Source organism: Neobacillus sp. PS3-12, from assembly GCF_030915385.1.
Classification (GTDB): domain Bacteria; phylum Bacillota; class Bacilli; order Bacillales; family Cytobacillaceae; genus JAEVLT01.
Window position 1 is genome coordinate 4,457,088 of sequence record NZ_CP133268.1, and the last position, 18,534, is coordinate 4,475,621.

General features: G+C 36.5%; 15 protein-coding genes and 1 tRNA gene. 10 read left to right on the plus strand and 6 right to left on the minus strand.

The annotated features are described in order from the left end of the window. Positions 1 to 264: 264 nt before the first annotated feature. The 4 genes from RCG17_RS22530 to RCG17_RS22545 form a co-directional block, all read right to left on the minus strand. Positions 265 to 966: a lysophospholipid acyltransferase family protein gene (locus tag RCG17_RS22530; protein WP_308172280.1), complete on the minus strand. Its 702-nt coding sequence runs from the start codon at positions 964 to 966 to the stop codon at positions 265 to 267. A gap of 1,192 nt (positions 967 to 2,158) precedes the next feature. Further along, positions 2,159 to 2,461 carry a hypothetical protein gene (locus tag RCG17_RS22535; RefSeq protein ID WP_308172281.1) on the minus strand — a complete coding sequence of 101 codons (303 nt, stop codon included), beginning with the start codon at positions 2,459 to 2,461 and terminating at the stop codon, positions 2,159 to 2,161. 198 nt (positions 2,462 to 2,659) lie between these two features. Beyond that, a complete protein-coding gene (locus RCG17_RS22540) occupies positions 2,660 to 3,895 on the minus strand; it encodes an IS110 family RNA-guided transposase (protein ID WP_308172282.1) in 1,236 nt (411 codons plus the stop codon). A 455-nt stretch (positions 3,896 to 4,350) separates the two neighbouring features. Further along, positions 4,351 to 5,358 carry a DUF3231 family protein gene (locus RCG17_RS22545; RefSeq protein WP_308172283.1) on the minus strand — a complete coding sequence of 336 codons (1,008 nt, stop codon included), beginning with the start codon at positions 5,356 to 5,358 and terminating at the stop codon, positions 4,351 to 4,353. 344 nt (positions 5,359 to 5,702) lie between these two features. Here RCG17_RS22545 and RCG17_RS22550 point away from each other — a divergent pair, with 344 nt between their 5' ends. The 10 genes from RCG17_RS22550 to RCG17_RS22595 all read left to right on the plus strand — a co-directional run bounded on the left by RCG17_RS22550 (position 5,703) and on the right by RCG17_RS22595 (position 16,455). Further along, positions 5,703 to 6,977: an IS110 family RNA-guided transposase gene (locus tag RCG17_RS22550; RefSeq protein ID WP_308172284.1), complete on the plus strand. Its 1,275-nt coding sequence runs from the start codon at positions 5,703 to 5,705 to the stop codon at positions 6,975 to 6,977. Positions 6,978 to 7,659: 682 nt separating this feature from the next. Continuing rightward, positions 7,660 to 7,809 (plus strand): hypothetical protein, encoded by a 150-nt coding sequence (locus RCG17_RS22555; protein WP_173068464.1) that lies wholly within the window; start codon positions 7,660 to 7,662, stop codon positions 7,807 to 7,809. Between the two features lie 887 nt (positions 7,810 to 8,696). Beyond that, on the plus strand, positions 8,697 to 9,437 hold the full coding sequence (locus tag RCG17_RS22560; protein ID WP_308172285.1) for an SDR family NAD(P)-dependent oxidoreductase: 741 nt from the start codon (positions 8,697 to 8,699) through the stop codon (positions 9,435 to 9,437). Between the two features lie 650 nt (positions 9,438 to 10,087). Continuing rightward, a complete protein-coding gene (locus RCG17_RS22565) occupies positions 10,088 to 10,309 on the plus strand; it encodes a hypothetical protein (protein ID WP_308172286.1) in 222 nt (73 codons plus the stop codon). A 140-nt stretch (positions 10,310 to 10,449) separates the two neighbouring features. Next, on the plus strand, positions 10,450 to 10,881 hold the full coding sequence (locus RCG17_RS22570; protein ID WP_308172287.1) for a hypothetical protein: 432 nt from the start codon (positions 10,450 to 10,452) through the stop codon (positions 10,879 to 10,881). A 387-nt stretch (positions 10,882 to 11,268) separates the two neighbouring features. Further along, positions 11,269 to 12,762, plus strand: coding sequence for a UDP-N-acetylmuramoyl-L-alanyl-D-glutamate--2,6-diaminopimelate ligase (locus RCG17_RS22575; protein WP_374120863.1), 1,494 nt, complete (start codon positions 11,269 to 11,271; stop codon positions 12,760 to 12,762). Positions 12,763 to 12,840: 78 nt separating this feature from the next. After that, complete coding sequence (locus tag RCG17_RS22580) at positions 12,841 to 14,442, plus strand: putative polysaccharide biosynthesis protein (RefSeq protein ID WP_308172288.1); 1,602 nt, start codon at positions 12,841 to 12,843, stop codon at positions 14,440 to 14,442. A gap of 397 nt (positions 14,443 to 14,839) precedes the next feature. Further along, on the plus strand, positions 14,840 to 14,920 hold the full coding sequence (locus RCG17_RS22585) for a hypothetical protein (protein ID WP_308175922.1): 81 nt from the start codon (positions 14,840 to 14,842) through the stop codon (positions 14,918 to 14,920). A 73-nt stretch (positions 14,921 to 14,993) separates the two neighbouring features. Continuing rightward, positions 14,994 to 15,371 (plus strand): C39 family peptidase, encoded by a 378-nt coding sequence (locus RCG17_RS22590; RefSeq protein WP_374120864.1) that lies wholly within the window; start codon positions 14,994 to 14,996, stop codon positions 15,369 to 15,371. A 532-nt stretch (positions 15,372 to 15,903) separates the two neighbouring features. Further along, entirely contained in the window at positions 15,904 to 16,455 is a 552-nt protein-coding gene (locus RCG17_RS22595) for a GNAT family N-acetyltransferase (RefSeq protein WP_308172289.1), read from the plus strand. Positions 16,456 to 16,823: 368 nt separating this feature from the next. On the opposite strand, the gene RCG17_RS22600 is transcribed toward RCG17_RS22595, so the two are convergent. Together RCG17_RS22600 and RCG17_RS22605 are read right to left on the minus strand one after the other, a co-directional pair. After that, a tRNA-Arg gene (locus tag RCG17_RS22600) sits at positions 16,824 to 16,897 on the minus strand. A gap of 267 nt (positions 16,898 to 17,164) precedes the next feature. Further along, positions 17,165 to 18,508 (minus strand): glutamine synthetase family protein, encoded by a 1,344-nt coding sequence (locus RCG17_RS22605; protein ID WP_308172290.1) that lies wholly within the window; start codon positions 18,506 to 18,508, stop codon positions 17,165 to 17,167. Positions 18,509 to 18,534 lie beyond the last annotated feature (26 nt).

Consider the following 18,534-nt stretch of genomic DNA (forward strand, 5'->3'; position numbering starts at 1 on the left):
TTAATCGAGCCTCTTCAAGATGTCTTGAAGAAAACAAATAAACAAATACAACAATTACTTAAAAACCAACTAACACAATGGATTGCAGGTTTACCAAGCTATATCAGTGCTTACCTGCCTAATTTGGTATGCGAAAGTTGAGAACTTAAGATATCTCTAAAAATTTTTTGAAAACTTCTAATTGCTCTTCCCGTCTTCATCATTCCTTGAATGTTTGATTTAGATGTTAAACTAGCAATGGTTTCTAATCCTTCAATAGTTTTATTACAAATGTTTTTTAATTTGTGTTAGTACTTCTGCGGCTAGTTCGTTTGTATCTTTAAAGTTTTTTGAATTGATGGCTTCAGAATAATGTACAGAAACTTTAGCGGGTGTATTTTTCCCTTTTTTCTCGATCAATTTGTAAGAATCCTTGATGGAAACAGGAATGACTTTAACTCCCGATTTAATAGCAATTCTTAAACTACCTGCTTTAAAATCTCCAACTTGTGAACTTTTACTTCTAGTTCCTTCTGGGAAAACAGCCATAGAATGACCTAACTTTAAATTTTGGATGGCTTCGTTTATAGCTTTTAAGGACCTACGAGCATTATCCCTGTCGATAAACACGCAGCCTCGCTCTTTCATCCAATAACCCAATAAAGGAATCTTCTCCATTTCCTTCTTAGCGACAAACGCCATCGTTTGAGGAGCTGTTGAATATAAAAGTGGAATATCCATATTCCCTTGATGGTTGCCAACATATAATACAGGTTCATCCGAAGGAACATTTTCTGTTCCTGTTACGGTTACATCGGCACCTGAAATTTTAACTAACTTTTTAGTGCATTTTAAAATAAACCGATCAATTAGTTCCACCTTTTCTTTGTTCTTTCCTGCTTTATTTAATCTATTTATGGTAAAGGTTTTATTCGCTTTACTTAAAATATAACCCCACATATATCCTTGAAATAATAGAGTGCGCATATTTTCCTCTTTTCACTTTAATAATTTTTTAAAATTCGAGTTGAATAAACCTACCTATTTGTAAGGTTAACAATAATATAAGCAGGTACGGATTACTTGTAACTTCTATTAAAGAATCGATGATTAAATGCAACTCCTTTATCCATCCATTATACGAAAATGATTAACATTATAAATTGATTAAGATCACGGTTTATTACTTTTACTTATGCTAAATGAAGTTTTATATATCCTTGTAGATTTTTGGAAGTAATTTAAAAAGGGGAATCAAGGTAGAAAGCTTTCCAAAGTCTTTATATAGACGATAGAAAACAAACTGAAAAATAAGAAATAAGCAAAGCCACATCAATGAAGATCAAAGAATGAAATAGTATCCATTTTATGATTATGTTACGAACTTCAGCTTCTCGCAAAATAGATTACCTACTGGAAATAAATCATTTATAGAGATATTTTTTAATTTTAGACTCTGTTAGTCGATAGTGTTGATAAATCTAATATTTAACAGAGCCTTATATTAAGATCTTCAGCAATCGGGCGCTATCCTTGAACAAGGATAAGTGCTCATTTTCCATTTTAGTGCCATTTAACGGAAGAAGACTCTCAAGCAAATTTGAATAATTATGTTAACAGCATTATGAACATTGTGAAGGATTTCACTCAAACTGAACGGGCAGTTTACTTCAATAAGCAAAATATTGAAACGTGGTTTATCCCGACAGACCAAAATCCAAGATTATCCGCATGAATGTCACCATTAGGTAATTCTAAAGGAGGACAACGGCGGACCTTTTGAATCTGCTCTGAATCAACTTTTACTTTCGGGAACTACACCACTTTCCATTTATTTCTTCAAATCTTTTTTTGTGTGCATATTTTGGTTTCTAGAATTCCCACCTGTTTTTTCTCAATGGTTTTTACGTCCCCTAAATAACTTGAAATACTATAAATTCGATTTACCAGTTTTTTGATAATCATTCATAGAATCTCCTTAAGAATTTTTCGACTTGATCCTAACCGTTTAAAATTTGTTCATCGATGGACAGCCTTTTTTTGTACTTACTCTATCCGTCTATTCATATACTCTTTCTTTTGAAAGGGGTGATACTCATGAGTTTTAATGGTAGCAATGACTATGAATATTGTAAAAAATGCTATAAGTAAAAACCATTTTGCACATGTCAAGAAGAGGCTAATCCTTGCGACCAGACATTTTGTGAGCATAATCCATCGTCCCAATCAATAGGGGAACAGGAGCAGGAGCAACAACAACAACAGGGGGGACTTGAACAAGAGCAAGGACCTCAAATTCAAGACCAAAATCAAGAAGGTCAAAGGCAAGGCCCTCAAATACAAGAACAAGAGCAGGGACCACAAACGCAAGGAAACCAACAACAAGGTCCTCAAATTCAAGACCAAACAGAAGTTCAGAACCAAACGGGGGGAGCTCAAGAGCAAGCACAAACCGAAAATCAAAACCAAGCCCAAGGTGCACAGACCCAAACCCAAAGACATGGGGATCAAAACCAACAAAATAACCAGTCTATTTCAACCCCAAAGTAAACCAGCTAATAGATTGTCAATAAAAATCTTTTAATTTAAAAATCACTTCATGCTATACTAAAATTGCACAACTCAAATAACCCTCCGAATCCAATTTGGAAGGTTTTTGTTTTATTTGAAAATATTGTTACTAAATAGTTTCTTGGAATGATGTTTTTGTTTTTAACATCGCATAAATCCAGTGTAAAAGCTTATTAGCGCAAGCAATAATAGCTACTCTGTATGGTTTACCTTCTTCTCGTTTCAAGTCGTAGAAGGCTCTTAATCTCTTATTTCGTGCTATAGTTTCGTCAGTTGTTTTCTTTTTACGGCTATCACGTATAGAGCAGCGAACGGCTGTATAAAGCATACGGCGGAGCCTAGCTGAGCCACGTTTGGTAATATGATTTTTTGTACCTTTAAAGCGTCCTGATTCAAACACACTTGGATCAAGTCCTGCAAAGGCAACTAACTTTTTGGGATGACTAAACCGATCAATTTCACCGATTTCAGAAATAATCGTTGCAGCGATTTTTTCACCTACGCCGGGAATTGTTTGTAGTAGTTCATATTCTTCAAGTTGTACCGCTAACTGATCAATTTCACGCTCCAACGTAGAAAGCTGTTGGTGGTACGCTTGAAGTAAATCTATATACATATTTAAACTAACAAGAAGGCTATGATAAAGGGTTGATTGAAATGGGTTGCGTTCTGCAGCTACGATTAATTCCTCTGCTTTTTCATACGCCCATTCAAACGAACGCGCTTTACAATGCATATTAATAAACTGTGAAATTTCTTCCACACCAGCTTTTAAGACAGACTCGGAGGTAGGGAAGGTTTGTAAAGTTTTTAATGAAATTTCGGCATATAAATTCCCGAAAACTCCTTTGTATTCAGGGAATACTTGATCTAATACTGCTTGGAATTGGAGCTTGGTTTGAACCATAATTCCTGTCATGTTTTCATGCTGCCTTGTCAGATGCCGAAGGTTTAATAACTGAATCCCACGTTTCTTCTGAGGCTCTAAATCCTCTTTGTAATACATTTCACCTAAGTGATAAGCATCGATAGCATCTGTTTTGGTTTTCCGTAAGCTAGAACTTTTCACTCGGTAAGATACCAACGGATTAACGATAATCACAATATACTCTCTTGCTTCTAAAAACTGAACAACTGGGGTATGATAGTGACCTGTTGATTCCAAGACCACAGGTGGTTTCATCCCAGATTGACGCTCTAAATCTAGTAAATAAGAGTGAAACTCTTCTAATCCTTCTACCGTATGTTCAACCTTCACACTGTTTTTATAGGGCTTTTTTTTATCCAAGAACATTTGAACCTGACTTTCACCTTTTGCGACATCCAGACCAACAACTGGATTCATTTATATCTCCTCCTTTTGTAGTGGATTGACCGGTAACCTCTATCTATCTTGTTATTCATATCTTCGCTTGTTATACGGGATCACCATGTCCCAACCAGCCTAATCATGTGTTAACAAGTAGAGGGCGAACAGTTTAATGGTCGGGATCAAGTCCCACGGGCGCGAACGTTCTACCCTGGCTACTATCAATCTATAAATTGAATAAAAAATAGTCAACCAGATTTCTCTGGCTGACCTTATAATACGAAAGGGCGCAATTCTTCTTCAAGAAATGCGCTCTTTTTAATGAATTGGGCCAGATTATTTAATAACACTTTGTTGCAAATTTGGATATTTTAAAAAAGAGATCGTGATGGAATGTACTGATATTAAATTCATTAAAATCAATAACGATCGAAGAACATTAAAAAATCCCTTTCAAAAGGTTTTTTTTTAAAACCTTAACATTATTATTTTCAACTCAGCGTTAGTCTTTTTCGGTTGGGCGATAACGGTGGTTCTTCCAACCATCCGTTATTAATTAATACAGTTGCACAATCATTTCCATATGCCCCCACTTCAAACATTGTTCGGGTATACATTGTTATTAAATCAATCCTTTGACTCTGTGCTAATGCAAGTCCATAAGTACCAAGTCCATATGAATTTAAATAAGTAACATGAACCATCATTAGTCGATCCGAAAAAGGCGACTCCGTACTATCCAATACTTCACCATCAAATGTAGGAGGTATCGCGATGTCTCCGTCAACCAAGACATCAGAAAACTTTTTATAATATTTTTTAGACATTTTTAGACCTTTTAAAAAATTCTCTCTAACATCTTTTGATTGTGCTACTTGACTAAACCCCATCAAAAGAGCTTTCCCAAGTGAGTTAGACTGAGCATTATAGAATAATCGAGAAATTTCTAAAACACTCAATGGTCTATCGGTGCTCGTGAAACCAGTAAAAGGATTCTTTTGTTTAACAAAATGCACTTCTTTAGGTGATGGAATATGAGGGGGGCGAGCATAAAGACCCTTCGAAAGCATCAATTTTGTTACCATTTGACCTATCTCTTCAAGCATATGGTCATTTTCTAAAAATAGTTTTCTAATATCTAGGCGAGAACTTTCTGTATAAGCCATGGTATAATTCATTTGAGCAAATTTTGCCATATTTTTTATATAGTTAATATAAAAAATATCTGAAAATAATCGTGGAGCTTTTAAGTTAATGTCTTCTTCTTTAATTCCTCTTGGAATTGAAATTTTTTCTTTATTAAAAACAGCAATAAAGTCGGTAATAATTTTCTTTGATACTTTATGACAATGTTCTACATGGGATTTTATCTCTTTGTCATCTACGTGCTGTAAAAAATGTGAGAAAATATGATGCACTAATGTTTCTGCCATATAACCATTCCAAAGATGTGCAATCTCAACAGCAGTTAATCTTATGTTGTCATATGTAGTTTTCATGCTACCTCCAGATTTTCAGTTCTTTCTTTATATTATGTGTAATAGGACAGGATTATATTGTGAATTAGTTCAACAAGTCTTGATCTTCAACAATCGGGCGCGATTCTTCAACAGAATTGTGCTCTTTCTTTATGTATAGGGCCAATTAATGAAGTAAGCCTCTCCAGAAAAATGGGAATTTGTATCATCATTAGCACAGAGTTTGTGAAAGTTTTTACTTGAACTAACTGGCAGGTTAGCATTCCTGTAGATCGTTATTTTTCGACTTTGAAAAAAATAGGGCTCCTCAGTAAGATATGAGTATAGACACCACTCTAACTCACAACTTTAGGAGGAACCCTACTATGAAGTTTAAAATGCAAAACAAACAAAATCAACTGATAGAAAGAATTTCCGTTAAACATCTTGTTGTTGGCGTGGATATAGCCCAACAATTTCACGTGGCCAGAGCCGTAAATTTCCGTGGAATTGTAGTCGGAGATCCACTTACATTCAAAAATAATGAAGAAGGATTTACTAGTTTACTAAAATGGATTAAAAGTCTTCAAAGATTAAACAACCTAGATGAAGCTATTGTTGGGATGGAACCAACTGGACACTACTGGATCAATCTTTCAAAATGGCTTTCTAATCAAGATATTGAAGTAGTAACGGTAAACCCACATTTAGTAAAAAAGAATAAAGAAAATCGTGATAATACTCAATCAAAAAGTGATAAAAAAGATGCTTTAGTTATCGCTGATATGGTAAAGAACGGTTACTATTCTGAAGTTAGGTACACATCGGAATCATTCGAAAAACTTAGGGTTCTTATGTCTAACCGTGATGTAATTGTTAAACGCCTGGTCAGTTCCATTAATCAATTAAATCGATGGGTAGATATCGTTTTCCCAGAACTACGACAGGTTTTCAAAGATATTAAAGGCAAAGGTGCGATCGCAACCCTTCGATTATTCCCAACCCCAATGGAATTAGAAACTATGCAGCCTCATGATGTAATCACAGGTTGGAAATCAATAATGAAGAGGCAGCCTGGATTAAAAAAGGCCCTATTACTCATTCAATTAGCTAAGAAATCTGTCGGTACTAGACAAGCACTTGATGCTTATAAATTTCATTTAGAACAGTTATTAGAGGAATATGATTTAGCTGTAACACAACTCGAAAGAGTTGAACAACAAGTTACCGAAGCATTAAACAAAATTTCTTTCGCTAAGAAACTGCTTACCATCAAAGGAATTAGTGAAATATCTTTGGCTGGCATATTAGGTGAGGCAGGAGATTTAAGTGGTTTCTCCCACGGGAATTCTCTACTAAGGCATGCAGGATTGCATCTAGCTGAGGCAAGTTCAGGAAAGTGGAAAGGCCAAATTGTCATTTCTAAACGCGGAAGATCGAGACTGCGACGATTCCTTTACTTAGCAACGATGAGCCTTGTGGTGAATAACCCAGAATTTCAAGCATTACATTCTCATAATGTTAAGGTAAAAAAGATGAAGAAAATGAAATCGATTATGAAGTTAATTGGCAAGTTGGCTAGGATTTTTGTAGGTATATCAAGACGAAATGAATCCTATTGTCCTGATAAGGTCAAAGCATTTTCACCGTTGGCAGCCTAATACAGAATTGAAGATTATTCGTCCTCTTGAAATAAATAATATAGGACACTATATTGACCGAATGTTGGCTTATTCGTAGGATTTCAAATATGTACGGAGTACCAGATTTGTTCAACAAAAGGGCACCGACCCATCAGGTTAGCATAACTGGCCTCCACCCCTTGGATAGGTATGACGAAGGAATGATAGGGCAAATGACCCGTTGAGACATGGGAGGGAAAGCCTCCAGGGGCGGCGTGGAGCATGTACATTATATGGTAAATTGTGGAGTTGCACTATCTCCTCTATTTAACTATGCCTTCACGGAGCCTTATTAATCTGAACTCATTTCATTTAATTGTTAACCCTATATGAAGGGGTATGAAATCCTGCGAATAAGCGAGCATTCGAGAGAAAATCTTATTTAACTGAGGGAGTTGAATAAGGTAATATTTGGATTAAGATAGATATAAGTAGAAAAGTTAATAACAAGGGGTGATTTTTTGGAGAAAAATATTGGGGATGTAGATTTTTTTAAACAAGTAGTAAAAAGACTTTGCAAAAAAAAACAATATTTCCCCTCAGAACCTAAATTTGAAATCATCGAAAACGTAATGGTTATTATCATTTACTTCAGTAAAATAAGGTATATTATATGTGTTGAATAGATTCTCTCTAAAGACAGGAAAAGTAGGTGAACAAAGTGGGAAAATATCAATTGGATTCCAAAGGTCAGGTAGCTGTGACAAAGTTTCATGAAAAACAGACGCCTGCCAAATTTGATAAAAAGCAGCAACTTGAAAAAATGCGTGCGGAGTATTTGAAAAAGAAGCAAAAACAAACAGATAAATAATATGAATGAAAACATAGGAAGACTAAAATCTCCCTATGTTTTTCTTATTCGACGTTCTTTTTTTCAATTGATGATAGAGTTTATTATTCCCAATTTTTCTTATTCTTCTTTTACAAAGCATTTCTTTTGTATGGTTTCCAATCCTTTTTTGAAAAGAAAAAGAAATAACTAATGCTTATTAAAGTAAACTGCCCATATATACAGTATCAGCAAAAAAACATTGATATGATGCACCTTTTATCATTGTTTATATGTAACCGTAGAATGGCGTTTAAGGACTTGACTTGGAGCCTCTATGGGTACGATTTGTCTTGAAAGGCTGAAGCAGTTGTTTCATCAGGCAAAAGAGCCTATCATACCCACCTCTCCAAGTAAAGTCCTATCGTTGTTTACGTTGAAAACTATAATTACTTACTGAAGATAACAAGTAAACAAAGATAGAAAAGGGCTTTTTTTGTTTCGTTATTTACGATGATTACGGTCAAAAATCATACTGTATATATGGGTAGCTTTAGTTCAACAAGAACTGTCATTTTTAACTGAGTCTTTTGCTGCGCAGTACAACGATACTATGAATGAAAGAAAATATAAGATGACTGTTAAATGGTTTATATGTACGTTGTAGTTGGCTTCTTTGTTTAGTATTAACTTTGGCAACGGTCTCTGAGCGGTAGTCTTTTGAGCGGTTTGGTATTTCGGATTAGCAGAGAAAAGTTGTTATACCCTACTCGAAATATGGAGCTTGACTTCAACTATGGTTTAAGTCCTATAATGAACCTGACGCATCGTATCAGAGGATTTGAGGCGTTATAGAGAATGCTGATGATTCTGTCGTAGTTATTACGTGTTTGTATCCAATTAAAACAACGAAAAGGAGCTCACTAACTATGAAAGCACTTGTCACTGGCGCAAATAAAGGAATCGGTTTCGAAATCGCTCGAAGTCTTGGAAAGCGTGGCTATGACATTCTCGTTGGGGCGCGTGATGAAGCCCGCGGGCAGGCAGCAGTCGAAAAACTTTCCGCAGAAGACATATCAGCAACGTTCATCAAGATTGATTTGAATGATTTAGACAGCTTGCACGAAGCGGCTAAAATGGTTACCTCGCTCGATATTTTGGTCAATAATGCTGGAATTCCTGATAGTGTCAAGCCTGGGCGTGCGGCGCTCGACCTTGCAAAGCATACCATTGACTATACAACTGAGGATCTACGCACGACGATGGAAACGAATTTTCTCGGCACCCATGAACTCATGAAAAATCTGCTGTCATCTCTGACAGACAATGCGAAAATCGTCAACATCACCGTCCCGATTTCGCCGACCGACTTTTGGCACCCGCTCGCTTACATTACGAGCAAAGCAGCACTCAATGTGATGACACTGACCTACGCTTACGAGTTCGAAAAAATGGGCAGCCATCGCCAGATTTTCGGCATCATGCCTGGCGCTGTCGCAACCGACTTGAACGGCATGGAAGCTGGTGCGCACGGCGGATTCGTCAAGTCTCCCGAAGCCGCCGGGCAGATGAGTACCGACATTATCCTGTCTGATAAGAATCAAAATGGCCAAATTATTCAGTACGATGGTAAGATTGTTACAGATTATGAGATTCAGCTGAGAGGCTAGAAACATCAAATCTCTGTCATTGATACGAATTTGACCGTTCACTTAGGGTACCCTTCCTCGGGTGCCCTAAAAATTTCGCCTCATAGCCTTTATGGTGAACCGTACCATAAGTAAATTAGGTTTTTTAAGTACAGCACCTACTTATGTATAGTGGGAGAGGTACTGTTTCTTGTGTTACAGGTTAGATGTTAGGCGCTCACGAGAGAGCAGGTTTGATGTCGGAATGAAACTGGCATTTTTATAGGTTTTACCGAAATTAACAAAACAGTAAATCATTATTGGCCTTGCAATTAAACTTCCATTTGCAAAGCGAAAACGTAATCGAAATGTGGATAAAAGCGGTGAACAGTCTGAAATTGTCCTGATGGTTAATTGCCACAATTACCAAATGGATAAAGTAAAAAAATTCTGTGGGATAATGATGCATTGGGAATGACTACTTTTGAAAAGTAAAACTGCATTTCGATTATAAGTTTGACATTTAGTTTCGCTAATTCAAAAACATAAGGTTTGTGAAAAATTACACTTATGCTAACGGGGGCATTACTGGAATAACGGTAATGCTTTTTCTTCTTCAAGTAAAGGGCAGAATAGTGAATAAGGTGTTGGATACTATACTGTAGACCAGTCCATTTGTAGGGGTGAGGAAATTGCGTAAAATTCTCAAAGTTATAGGGATAATAGTTGGTGGTTTGATTCTCTTCTATATTTTATTGTTTGTCCTTGGAGCTATTTTTGGTACCATTACTAAACTTTTTGGAGTATTAACTTACAATGGTGGTAAATTTACATTCAATATTGTTGGACTTATTTCGTTAATAGTAACGGTCCTTTTAGTAAGATATGTATTGAAAAAATTTAGCAGAAAATAAGAACCGCATGAACAAACGGGTAGCTTATGTTAAAGATGGGGTTGTTGCGGCGATCCCATTTCTTATTGCTCTAACGGTAGCAGTTTAATGGAAGAATTGGTAATATTATATTCCATTTAATAGTTGTAGGAAGTGATAAATTGCTCGTTTATTATTTAATGCTTATACTTGGAGCTGTATTTGTAATAGGTGCAATATTTGTCTTAATTGTTATGTATGGTACTAAAGACTTTCGATTATTAAATATAGGTAAATGCCTTGGAGTCTTACTTTTGGGTGTTTTATTCTTAGTGATTACTCTCCCTAGCCTAAAATATGTTGTACTAAAGGAATATGATGTCGTCAGTGGAAAATGTGTGATCGAAATAGATTCATCAGGTCGTTCTCCTGAAGCGGACTTTAAAATGCTCAATTCAGATGAAATGTTTACCTTCAGAAATATTCCTAAGCTGAATGCTTATGGAAAGTCAATTCCTTATTATTGTAAGGTGACGGTTACAAAAGACCATCAGGTTGAAATTAGTTATAAAATATATGATGTGAAAACACGAAAGTTTATAACAAGTAAATAACTTATATTTACAATTATAAATAATAAAAGATGTTCTTACTTCTTTTTACCCTTGATAGATACTTCAGTTTATAAATAAAGTTTCCTAAACTAAGGGTGCCTATATTCAATGACGGGAAGCTGCGGTGATCCCGTTTTTCTTATTGAACTAACGGAACAGAATATTTAAACAATAACATTTTACATAGTTCATAGTTAATATGCTTTTAATCATCGAGGAAAGGTTGTTACGACAACCTTTGCAGCCCGGCTGAGACGAAGCCAATGCTGCTTGGCGTCCCTTAACAAGGTGCTAAATAATGGACACAGATTCCCAATTCTTATCCTGTATACCTAAAAAATCAAAGGGAATACTATTTTATTATGAAGCACTAAGGTAGGTGTTACCGTGCAGATTGGTAAATTGGTGGATAAGCTTTTGATTAAAAATGTAGTGGGAAATTCCAATCTTGAAATTCAAGGTATAGAAGTTGATTCCCGGAAAGTAAAACCAGGTGATCTTTTTATTTGTTTACCGGGCATTACTGTTGATGGTCATCGTTTTGCAAATGATGCAGTGGTAAATGGTGCAGTTGCTGTGTTAATAGAAAAAGACATTGATCTTCCGTCACATATTACAAAAATCCGAGTCTCAGATACACGACTGGCAATGGCAATATTATCTGCCGAATTTTACGGACACCCTACTAGTAAGCTAAACCTCATTGGGGTAACTGGAACGAATGGCAAAACCACAACTACGTATTTAATTGAAAAAATTCTTAACGAAAATAACAAAAAAACAGGTTTGATTGGTACCATTCAAATGCGAATCGGAGAATATACAGAAAAAACATTTAATACGACACCTGAGGCAATCGAACTCCAACGCTTTTTTAAAAAGATTCTTGATCACGGCGGAGAGTATGCTGTTTTAGAAGTCTCCTCCCACGCATTGGATATGGGAAGGGTCCGAGGTTGTAATTTTAAAAGTTCAATTTTCACCAATCTAACACATGATCATTTGGACTATCACGATACAATGGAGAAGTATCGTGAAACAAAGTCATTACTTTTTTCACAGCTGGGAAATACATATGATAATCTACCTAAGGCGGCTATTATTAACTTAGACGATGAAGTATCTAATTATATTGCAAGAAAAACTAGTGCGCAAATCATTACCTATGGAATTCATAACAAAGCTGATGTTCAAGCAAGAGATATTGAGATCACTTCGAAGGGAACTTCTTTTGTTGTAGATACATTTAATGGAAGTATTCCTTTAAAGTTACAGTTAACCGGAAAATTCAATGTGTATAACTCCCTTGCAGCTCTCACTGCTTGTCTTGTGGAAGATGTCCCACTTGAACGAATTAAATCAAGCTTGGAGACATTCGAAGGAGTAAGAGGCCGCTTTGAGCGTGTAGAAGCCGGTCAAGATTTTACTGTAATCGTCGATTACGCCCACAATCCGGATGGTTTACAAAATGTATTAAGAACTGCTAAACAGATTACGAAAGGAAAACTCTTGTGCATTGTGGGATGTGAAGGGGATCGTGATCGGAAAAAGCGCCCGGTAATGGCTAATATTGCAGTCGATTATTCGGACTATGCAATCCTAACATCGGATAATACACGATCGGAAGAACCTGAAGATATTTTAATGGAAATGAGCAGTGAACTGATCTCTAAAAATTTACATTCTGGACGGTACAATGTCATCACCGATCGTCGAGAGGCTATTTATCATGCAATCGAAATGGCTAGGCAAAATGACTGCATTATTATTACTGGTAAAGGTCATGAAACGAACCAAATTATCAAGAACAATCAATTTATTCCATTTGATGACCGCGAAATCGCATTTGAATGTATAAAAAATAAAAGAATTTTATTTTAATCATGCTGGCTCGCTTTTTAAAAAATTTCCCAGATTCTATTTGACCATTGGTAATTATGGAGGTGGGCAGGTACTGTAATGTCATCATCAAAAAAAGACTTAATTTCAGGGGCATTCTCTCTAGCAACAGCAGGAATTATTTCAAAAATACTTGGTATTCTCTATATCGTGCCGCTGCAGAACATGGCCAAAGATTATGTAATGGGTTTATATCAAATAGCTTACTCCATTTATTTAGTGATGATAATGGTTTCTACAGCCGGAATCCCACTAGCAATGTCTAAACTGATATCAGAACGAATTACTTTGGGTGATTCCTCAGGAGTGGATCAAATGTATCGTGTGGGAGCCCGTTATTTGACAGTAACAGGGGTTGTTTTCTTTGCTATTATGTATTTCTCTGCTGGTTGGTTAGCTGTTTTAATGGGTGATTCGGGTAGCTCAAATGCAATTCGTGCTCTTTCCTTTGCACTGCTAATTGTGCCACTTTTAGCTGCTATGCGTGGGTATGTACAGGGACATCAACTCATGGATGTCTCAGGCAATGCTCAAATCATTGAGCAACTGGTAAGAGTAGCTACCATTTTATTGGGTGTGTTTTTTAGTGTGAAATTGAGAGTTTCATCAGAGGTGACAGCGGCGGTTGCAACATTTGGCGCGGTCCTTGGTGCGCTTGTAAGCCTTCTCTTTATCAATCGCCAAGTAAAACAAATTCATCGGAGAGACAGGAAAAAATTTTGGTCGCACTCAGCTAAAACAAATCAACAAGTATTTTATGAAATTCTTAAAGTATCAATTCCAATAACACTTACTTCACTTGTTCTGCCTCTCTCCCAAATTGTGGACAGTTTTACGATTATAAACTTATTAATGTATGGATTTCATTGGAGTAAAGATATTGCTACGTCTGAATACGGAATATTTACTGCACGGGCACTAAGGCTAATTGCATTGCCTCTTTCCATTGCAGTTGCTGTCGGTACTTCAATCATGCCTTCCATTTCTGAAGCAATTGCATCTAATAATATCAAGAGGAGAGATGAACGTATTGTTGATTCGTTTCGATTGACCAGTTTTTTTTCCTTTCCTGCAGCTATCGGAATATACTTGTTAGCAGGTCCCATAGATATTGCACTGTTTCAAGACTTGAATGGGGCTAATACAATTGCTATGGTATCGTTTATGTCGATTTTTGCTTCTTTTGAAGTAATTTCCGGTTATATACTGCAGTCGATCGGTCATATGTACAAACCTGTTGGTTACATGTTTGCAGGGCTGGGGCTAAAACTGATACTTAATTTAATTCTCGTTCCTCGTTTTGGAATTATGGGGGCTGCAGGCGCGAGCGTACTAGGGTATGTTCTGTCAGCAGTGCTTGGAATCTATACCATACATAAAGTAACCTTAATTCCTTTCGGGTTTAAAAGGATATACGGAAAGGCTTTGTTCGCGTCCCTTATCATGGGAGGGGGGGTTTGGATTTGGACCTGGGTTCCTATAAGTTCTTTTCTCCCTTGGCCAAGAATTGCGAATCTGGCAATAATCTTTGGTGGTACTTTGATCGGATCGCTTGTATTTCTTTGGATGATGATATGGCAAAACGGAATCTCCAAACACGAGCTAACCCGATTACCGATCATTAGGCGATTTGTTGGATCGCGTTTTTCTTTTTCGAAATAATCTTCATTGCTTTAATTTTTGGCTATACTTGTTTTTATTTTTAAATGAATACAATTTAAGCAATTTGTGTGGGAAGGAAGAAGAAATTCTCCTTTGCATACGAAAAAGGAATATTAGGATTAGTGTAATAAAAGAGGAAGGTGAATGATATTAAACGGGCTCTAACATTGTTTGTTATATCGTCTATTCTTGTGGGCTGCTCGCCGAACAATCCCCTACTGAAGAAATAGATTCTAGTGCTGCCCACAAACATGAAGAAATACAAAAAAATATAAACCAAAAGTTCCAAAAAGAAACTTCGGAATCTCCCCAGCCTGCAGTTCCTCCTGCAAAAGGAAAAGCCATATTAGACGTGCCACTAATATCGCAAAACCCTGAGCTGAAGTATGGCTGCGAAGTGACGAGCCTAGCGATGGTTTTGCAACATGCTGGGATAAAAGTTAATAAAATAGAACTGGCTAATAATATAAAAAGATAATGATCGGCTGATCATTGGAAAAGGAGGAGATGTCATACATTGGGGAAATCCTAAAGATGGGTTTGTTGGTGATATGACAGGAAAAACTCAGGGCTATGCCGTTTACGTTCAACCGCTTCAAGAGCTGATGGAACGCTATCTTCCGGGGCGTACAGTTAATTTAACGGGAAAATCCTTTGATGATGTACTGTCTCAAATTAAAAGGGGAAAGCCTGTGGTTGTTTGGACAACAGGAGATTACACTGCCCCCAAGAGATGGGACTCATGGAACCATGGGAGTGAACAAATTAAGGCTACCAGGGATTTGCATGCTGTTGTACTCACAGGTTTTGAGCCTGGGTACGTTTATCTCAATGATCCTTTAACAGTAAAAAAAGGGAATAAGGTAAATCTACAAACATTTATGCAGTCATGGAATGCATTAGGTGAGCAGGCTTTATCCTACCGATGAAGTAGAAAGATAAAAATTGTAAAACAAATTATATAAAAAATTCTAAATGAATTTTGATGGTGAATTAATGTTTCTTCTTCACGAAAGGGATTGCTGTGGTGATCCCTATTTTTATATACTAACAGTCATTTTACTTGAACTGTTCAATGGTAAGGGAACCCCAATATTTTCAGTTAAGCAATGGGGGTGCATCCATTAAAAACTCAAATACAAGGAACATAATTAAGAATCATTGCACTACAATGAAGATTTTATAAGGTAAGGCTGGTAAAACATCCTTTTTCTTATTTGAAGTAGGTTTGTGAAAAAATGTACTTACACTAAAGGGCGCCATTCTTGAGGAATGGCGCCTATTTTGCAATTTTAGGCCAGATTGTTGCAAACATATTTGAAGAAGAAAATTGTTATGGCATACAACAAGATTAAAAGGATTCTCACTTGAACTAAGGCACCTTAGTGGATGAAGAAATATCATAATTTCATTAAGAATAAGTGTGTTAAAATACAAAATGAACCGATCGGAGGGGTTAGAATGTTTATACATAAAATAAACGATGAATTATCGTTAAAATTAATAGAATTAAGAGATAGCGAAAGGGTTTTTGAATTAACAAATAAATCAAGAGACTATTTAAGAAAATGGCTACCTTGGTTGGATATTACAACAAGACTTGAAGATACCATAGAGTTTATCAAAGGATGTTTAAAAGGTTTTGCTGAAAATAAAAGCTTAAATACAGTTATTATATTTAATGGAGAAATTGTTGGAGTTGCAAGCTACAATAACATTAATTGGTCAAATAAAACGGCGTATATTGGTTATTGGCTCGGTGATGAATTCCAAGGAAAAGGAATAATGACCGAGGTGGCTAAAACATTAACCGATTATGCTTTTAATGAGTTGAACCTTAATAAAGTTGAGATTAGAGCTGCTGTTGGCAATAAAAAAAGTAGGAGTATCCCAAAAAGATTGAATTTTGTAGATGAAGGATGTATTAGGCAAGCAGAATGGCTATATGACCATTATGTGGACCACGTTGTATATGGAATTTTGAAAGAAGAATGGGATTTAAAAAATAGGTAAGCCTTCTTCAGCAATCGGGCGCTATTATTGAAGATCATAAGCTTAATTCTTCGCTAAAAATAAGAAGGAATTAGGCTTTTTCTTTATTTGAAATCCCAAAAGTTATAAAATCCATAATTTATTAGCTTTACCCCCATAGGTAACAAATTTGGAAACTGGCGGTAAATAAAGTAGCAATCTCTGGTAAAAAGCATGGCAGAGTGGTACATTCTTTTGGAATCGGTATACAAGGTTTAAAATGTTTTTGATTATGGAAGATTGAGATCCGAATTGGATTCCTCCATTAAAGAGGCATTTTCATTTTCGGCAAACACTAAATGACTGTTTTTAAACAAAATAAAAAACCTTGATTTCTCAAGGTTTAAGAGCGTCCCAGAGAGGATTCGAACCTCCGACCTACAGTTTAGGAAACTGTTGCTCTATCCTGCTGAGCTACTGGGACATATAAAATTTTTCCCTAAATAAAATAATCGGTTAAACTCCCACCCATGCCTCAGTAAGCATATTCAAGAAGCAATTCGGCATGTGTGCTGTAGCAAAGCTTCGAAGCGTATTCGATCGTGCTGAGCTACTGGGACATATTAAATTAATTCATTTTGAGGAACGCTTATTATTATATATATTTAAAAGCAAAAGGTCAATAAAATATTTTTATAATGAAGGTTTTAAAAAGTTGCCCCGAAAATTCGGGACAACTTTTTGATTTATATTAGAATTTTGCTTGGTAGTTTTCCACTTCCCAAGAAGAAATAGAAGTACGGTAGCTATCCCACTCAGCTTTCTTCAAGGCAACATACTCACCGAATACGTGCTCACCAAGAACTTCACGGCCGATAGTTCCTTCTTCTAAAGCTTCAACCGCTAATTCAAGGCTTCCAGGAAGGTTATCGATTCCGCGCTCTGCACGCTCTTCGTTAGACATGTGGAAGATGTCCTCGTTTACAGAAGCAACTGGAGTTAATCCTCTGTTCACACCATCAAGACCAGCAGCTGCAATCACTGCAAAAGTTAAGTATGGGTTTGCAGATGGATCTGGACAACGAAGTTCTACACGAGTAGCCAATCCGCGTTTTGCTGGGATACGGATTAGAGCAGAACGGTTAGATGCAGACCAAGCTACATAGCAAGGAGCCTCATAACCAGGAACTAAACGCTTGTAAGAGTTTACTAATGGATTTGTTACAGCAGCAAAGTTCTTCACATTCTCTAACAATCCAGCAATGAATTGAGTAGCTGTTTCAGATAATTGAAGTGGAGCAGTTTCATCAAAGAAAGCATTTTGGCCATCTTTGAAGAATGACATGTTTACGTGCATTCCTGATCCGTTGATACCAAATACTGGTTTTGGCATGAAAGAAGCATGTAAACCAAATTGTTTTGCAATGGTTTTTACAACCCATTTATAAGTAGTTGAATTGTCAGCAGCAGTTAAAGCATCAGCGTATTTGAAGTTGATTTCGTGCTGTCCTTCAGCAACTTCGTGGTGAGATGCTTCGATTGTGAAGCCCATTGCTTTTAAGGCACGGTAAATTTGTAAACGAACTTTCTCGCCAAGGTCATGTGGAGATGGCTCGAAGTAACCAGCAACATCATGAGTTTTTAATAATGGACGTCCATCTTCATCTGTTTGGAATAAGAAAAATTCTAATTCTGGGCCGACTGAAATGGTGTAGCCTTGTTCAGCGGCTTTTGCAACTGTGTTTTTTAAAACGTTACGAGTATCTCCTTCGAAAAGAGTTCCATCTGGATTCTTAACACTGCAAAGGAAACGAGCTTCAGAATAACCATCTTCAACGGACCAAGGAAGTACAGCAAATGTATTTAGGTCTGGTTGTAGGTAAAGGTCAGATTTGTTAATTGGTGAGAAACCAGTTATCGAAGAACCGTCAAACATGATTTTTCCTTCTACAGCATCTTCAAGTTGCTCAGCTGTAATGGTTACATTTTTTAAAGTACCTTCAAGATCAACGAACTGCATATGAAGAAGTTCAACATTTTTAGTTTCAATAATCTCTTTAATTTCTTGTAATTTCGTTTCATTTAAAACTGACATGTAATTTTTCCTCCCGTCGTTGCGTT

Excerpts from the sequence above, each read along its gene's own strand:
- RCG17_RS22530 (WP_308172280.1), bottom strand. The coding sequence starts at position 966 with ATGCGCACTCTATTATTTCAAGGATATATGTGGGGTTATATTTTAAGT.
- RCG17_RS22605 (WP_308172290.1), bottom strand. The coding sequence starts at position 18,508 with ATGTCAGTTTTAAATGAAACGAAATTACAAGAAATTAAAGAGATTATT.
- RCG17_RS22595 (WP_308172289.1), top strand. The coding sequence starts at position 15,904 with ATGTTTATACATAAAATAAACGATGAATTATCGTTAAAATTAATAGAA.
- RCG17_RS22560 (WP_308172285.1), top strand. The coding sequence starts at position 8,697 with ATGAAAGCACTTGTCACTGGCGCAAATAAAGGAATCGGTTTCGAAATC.
- RCG17_RS22550 (WP_308172284.1), top strand. The coding sequence starts at position 5,703 with ATGAAGTTTAAAATGCAAAACAAACAAAATCAACTGATAGAAAGAATT.
- RCG17_RS22540 (WP_308172282.1), bottom strand. The coding sequence starts at position 3,895 with ATGAATCCAGTTGTTGGTCTGGATGTCGCAAAAGGTGAAAGTCAGGTT.
- RCG17_RS22545 (WP_308172283.1), bottom strand. The coding sequence starts at position 5,358 with ATGAAAACTACATATGACAACATAAGATTAACTGCTGTTGAGATTGCA.
- RCG17_RS22590 (WP_374120864.1), top strand. The coding sequence starts at position 14,994 with ATGACAGGAAAAACTCAGGGCTATGCCGTTTACGTTCAACCGCTTCAA.
- RCG17_RS22580 (WP_308172288.1), top strand. The coding sequence starts at position 12,841 with ATGTCATCATCAAAAAAAGACTTAATTTCAGGGGCATTCTCTCTAGCA.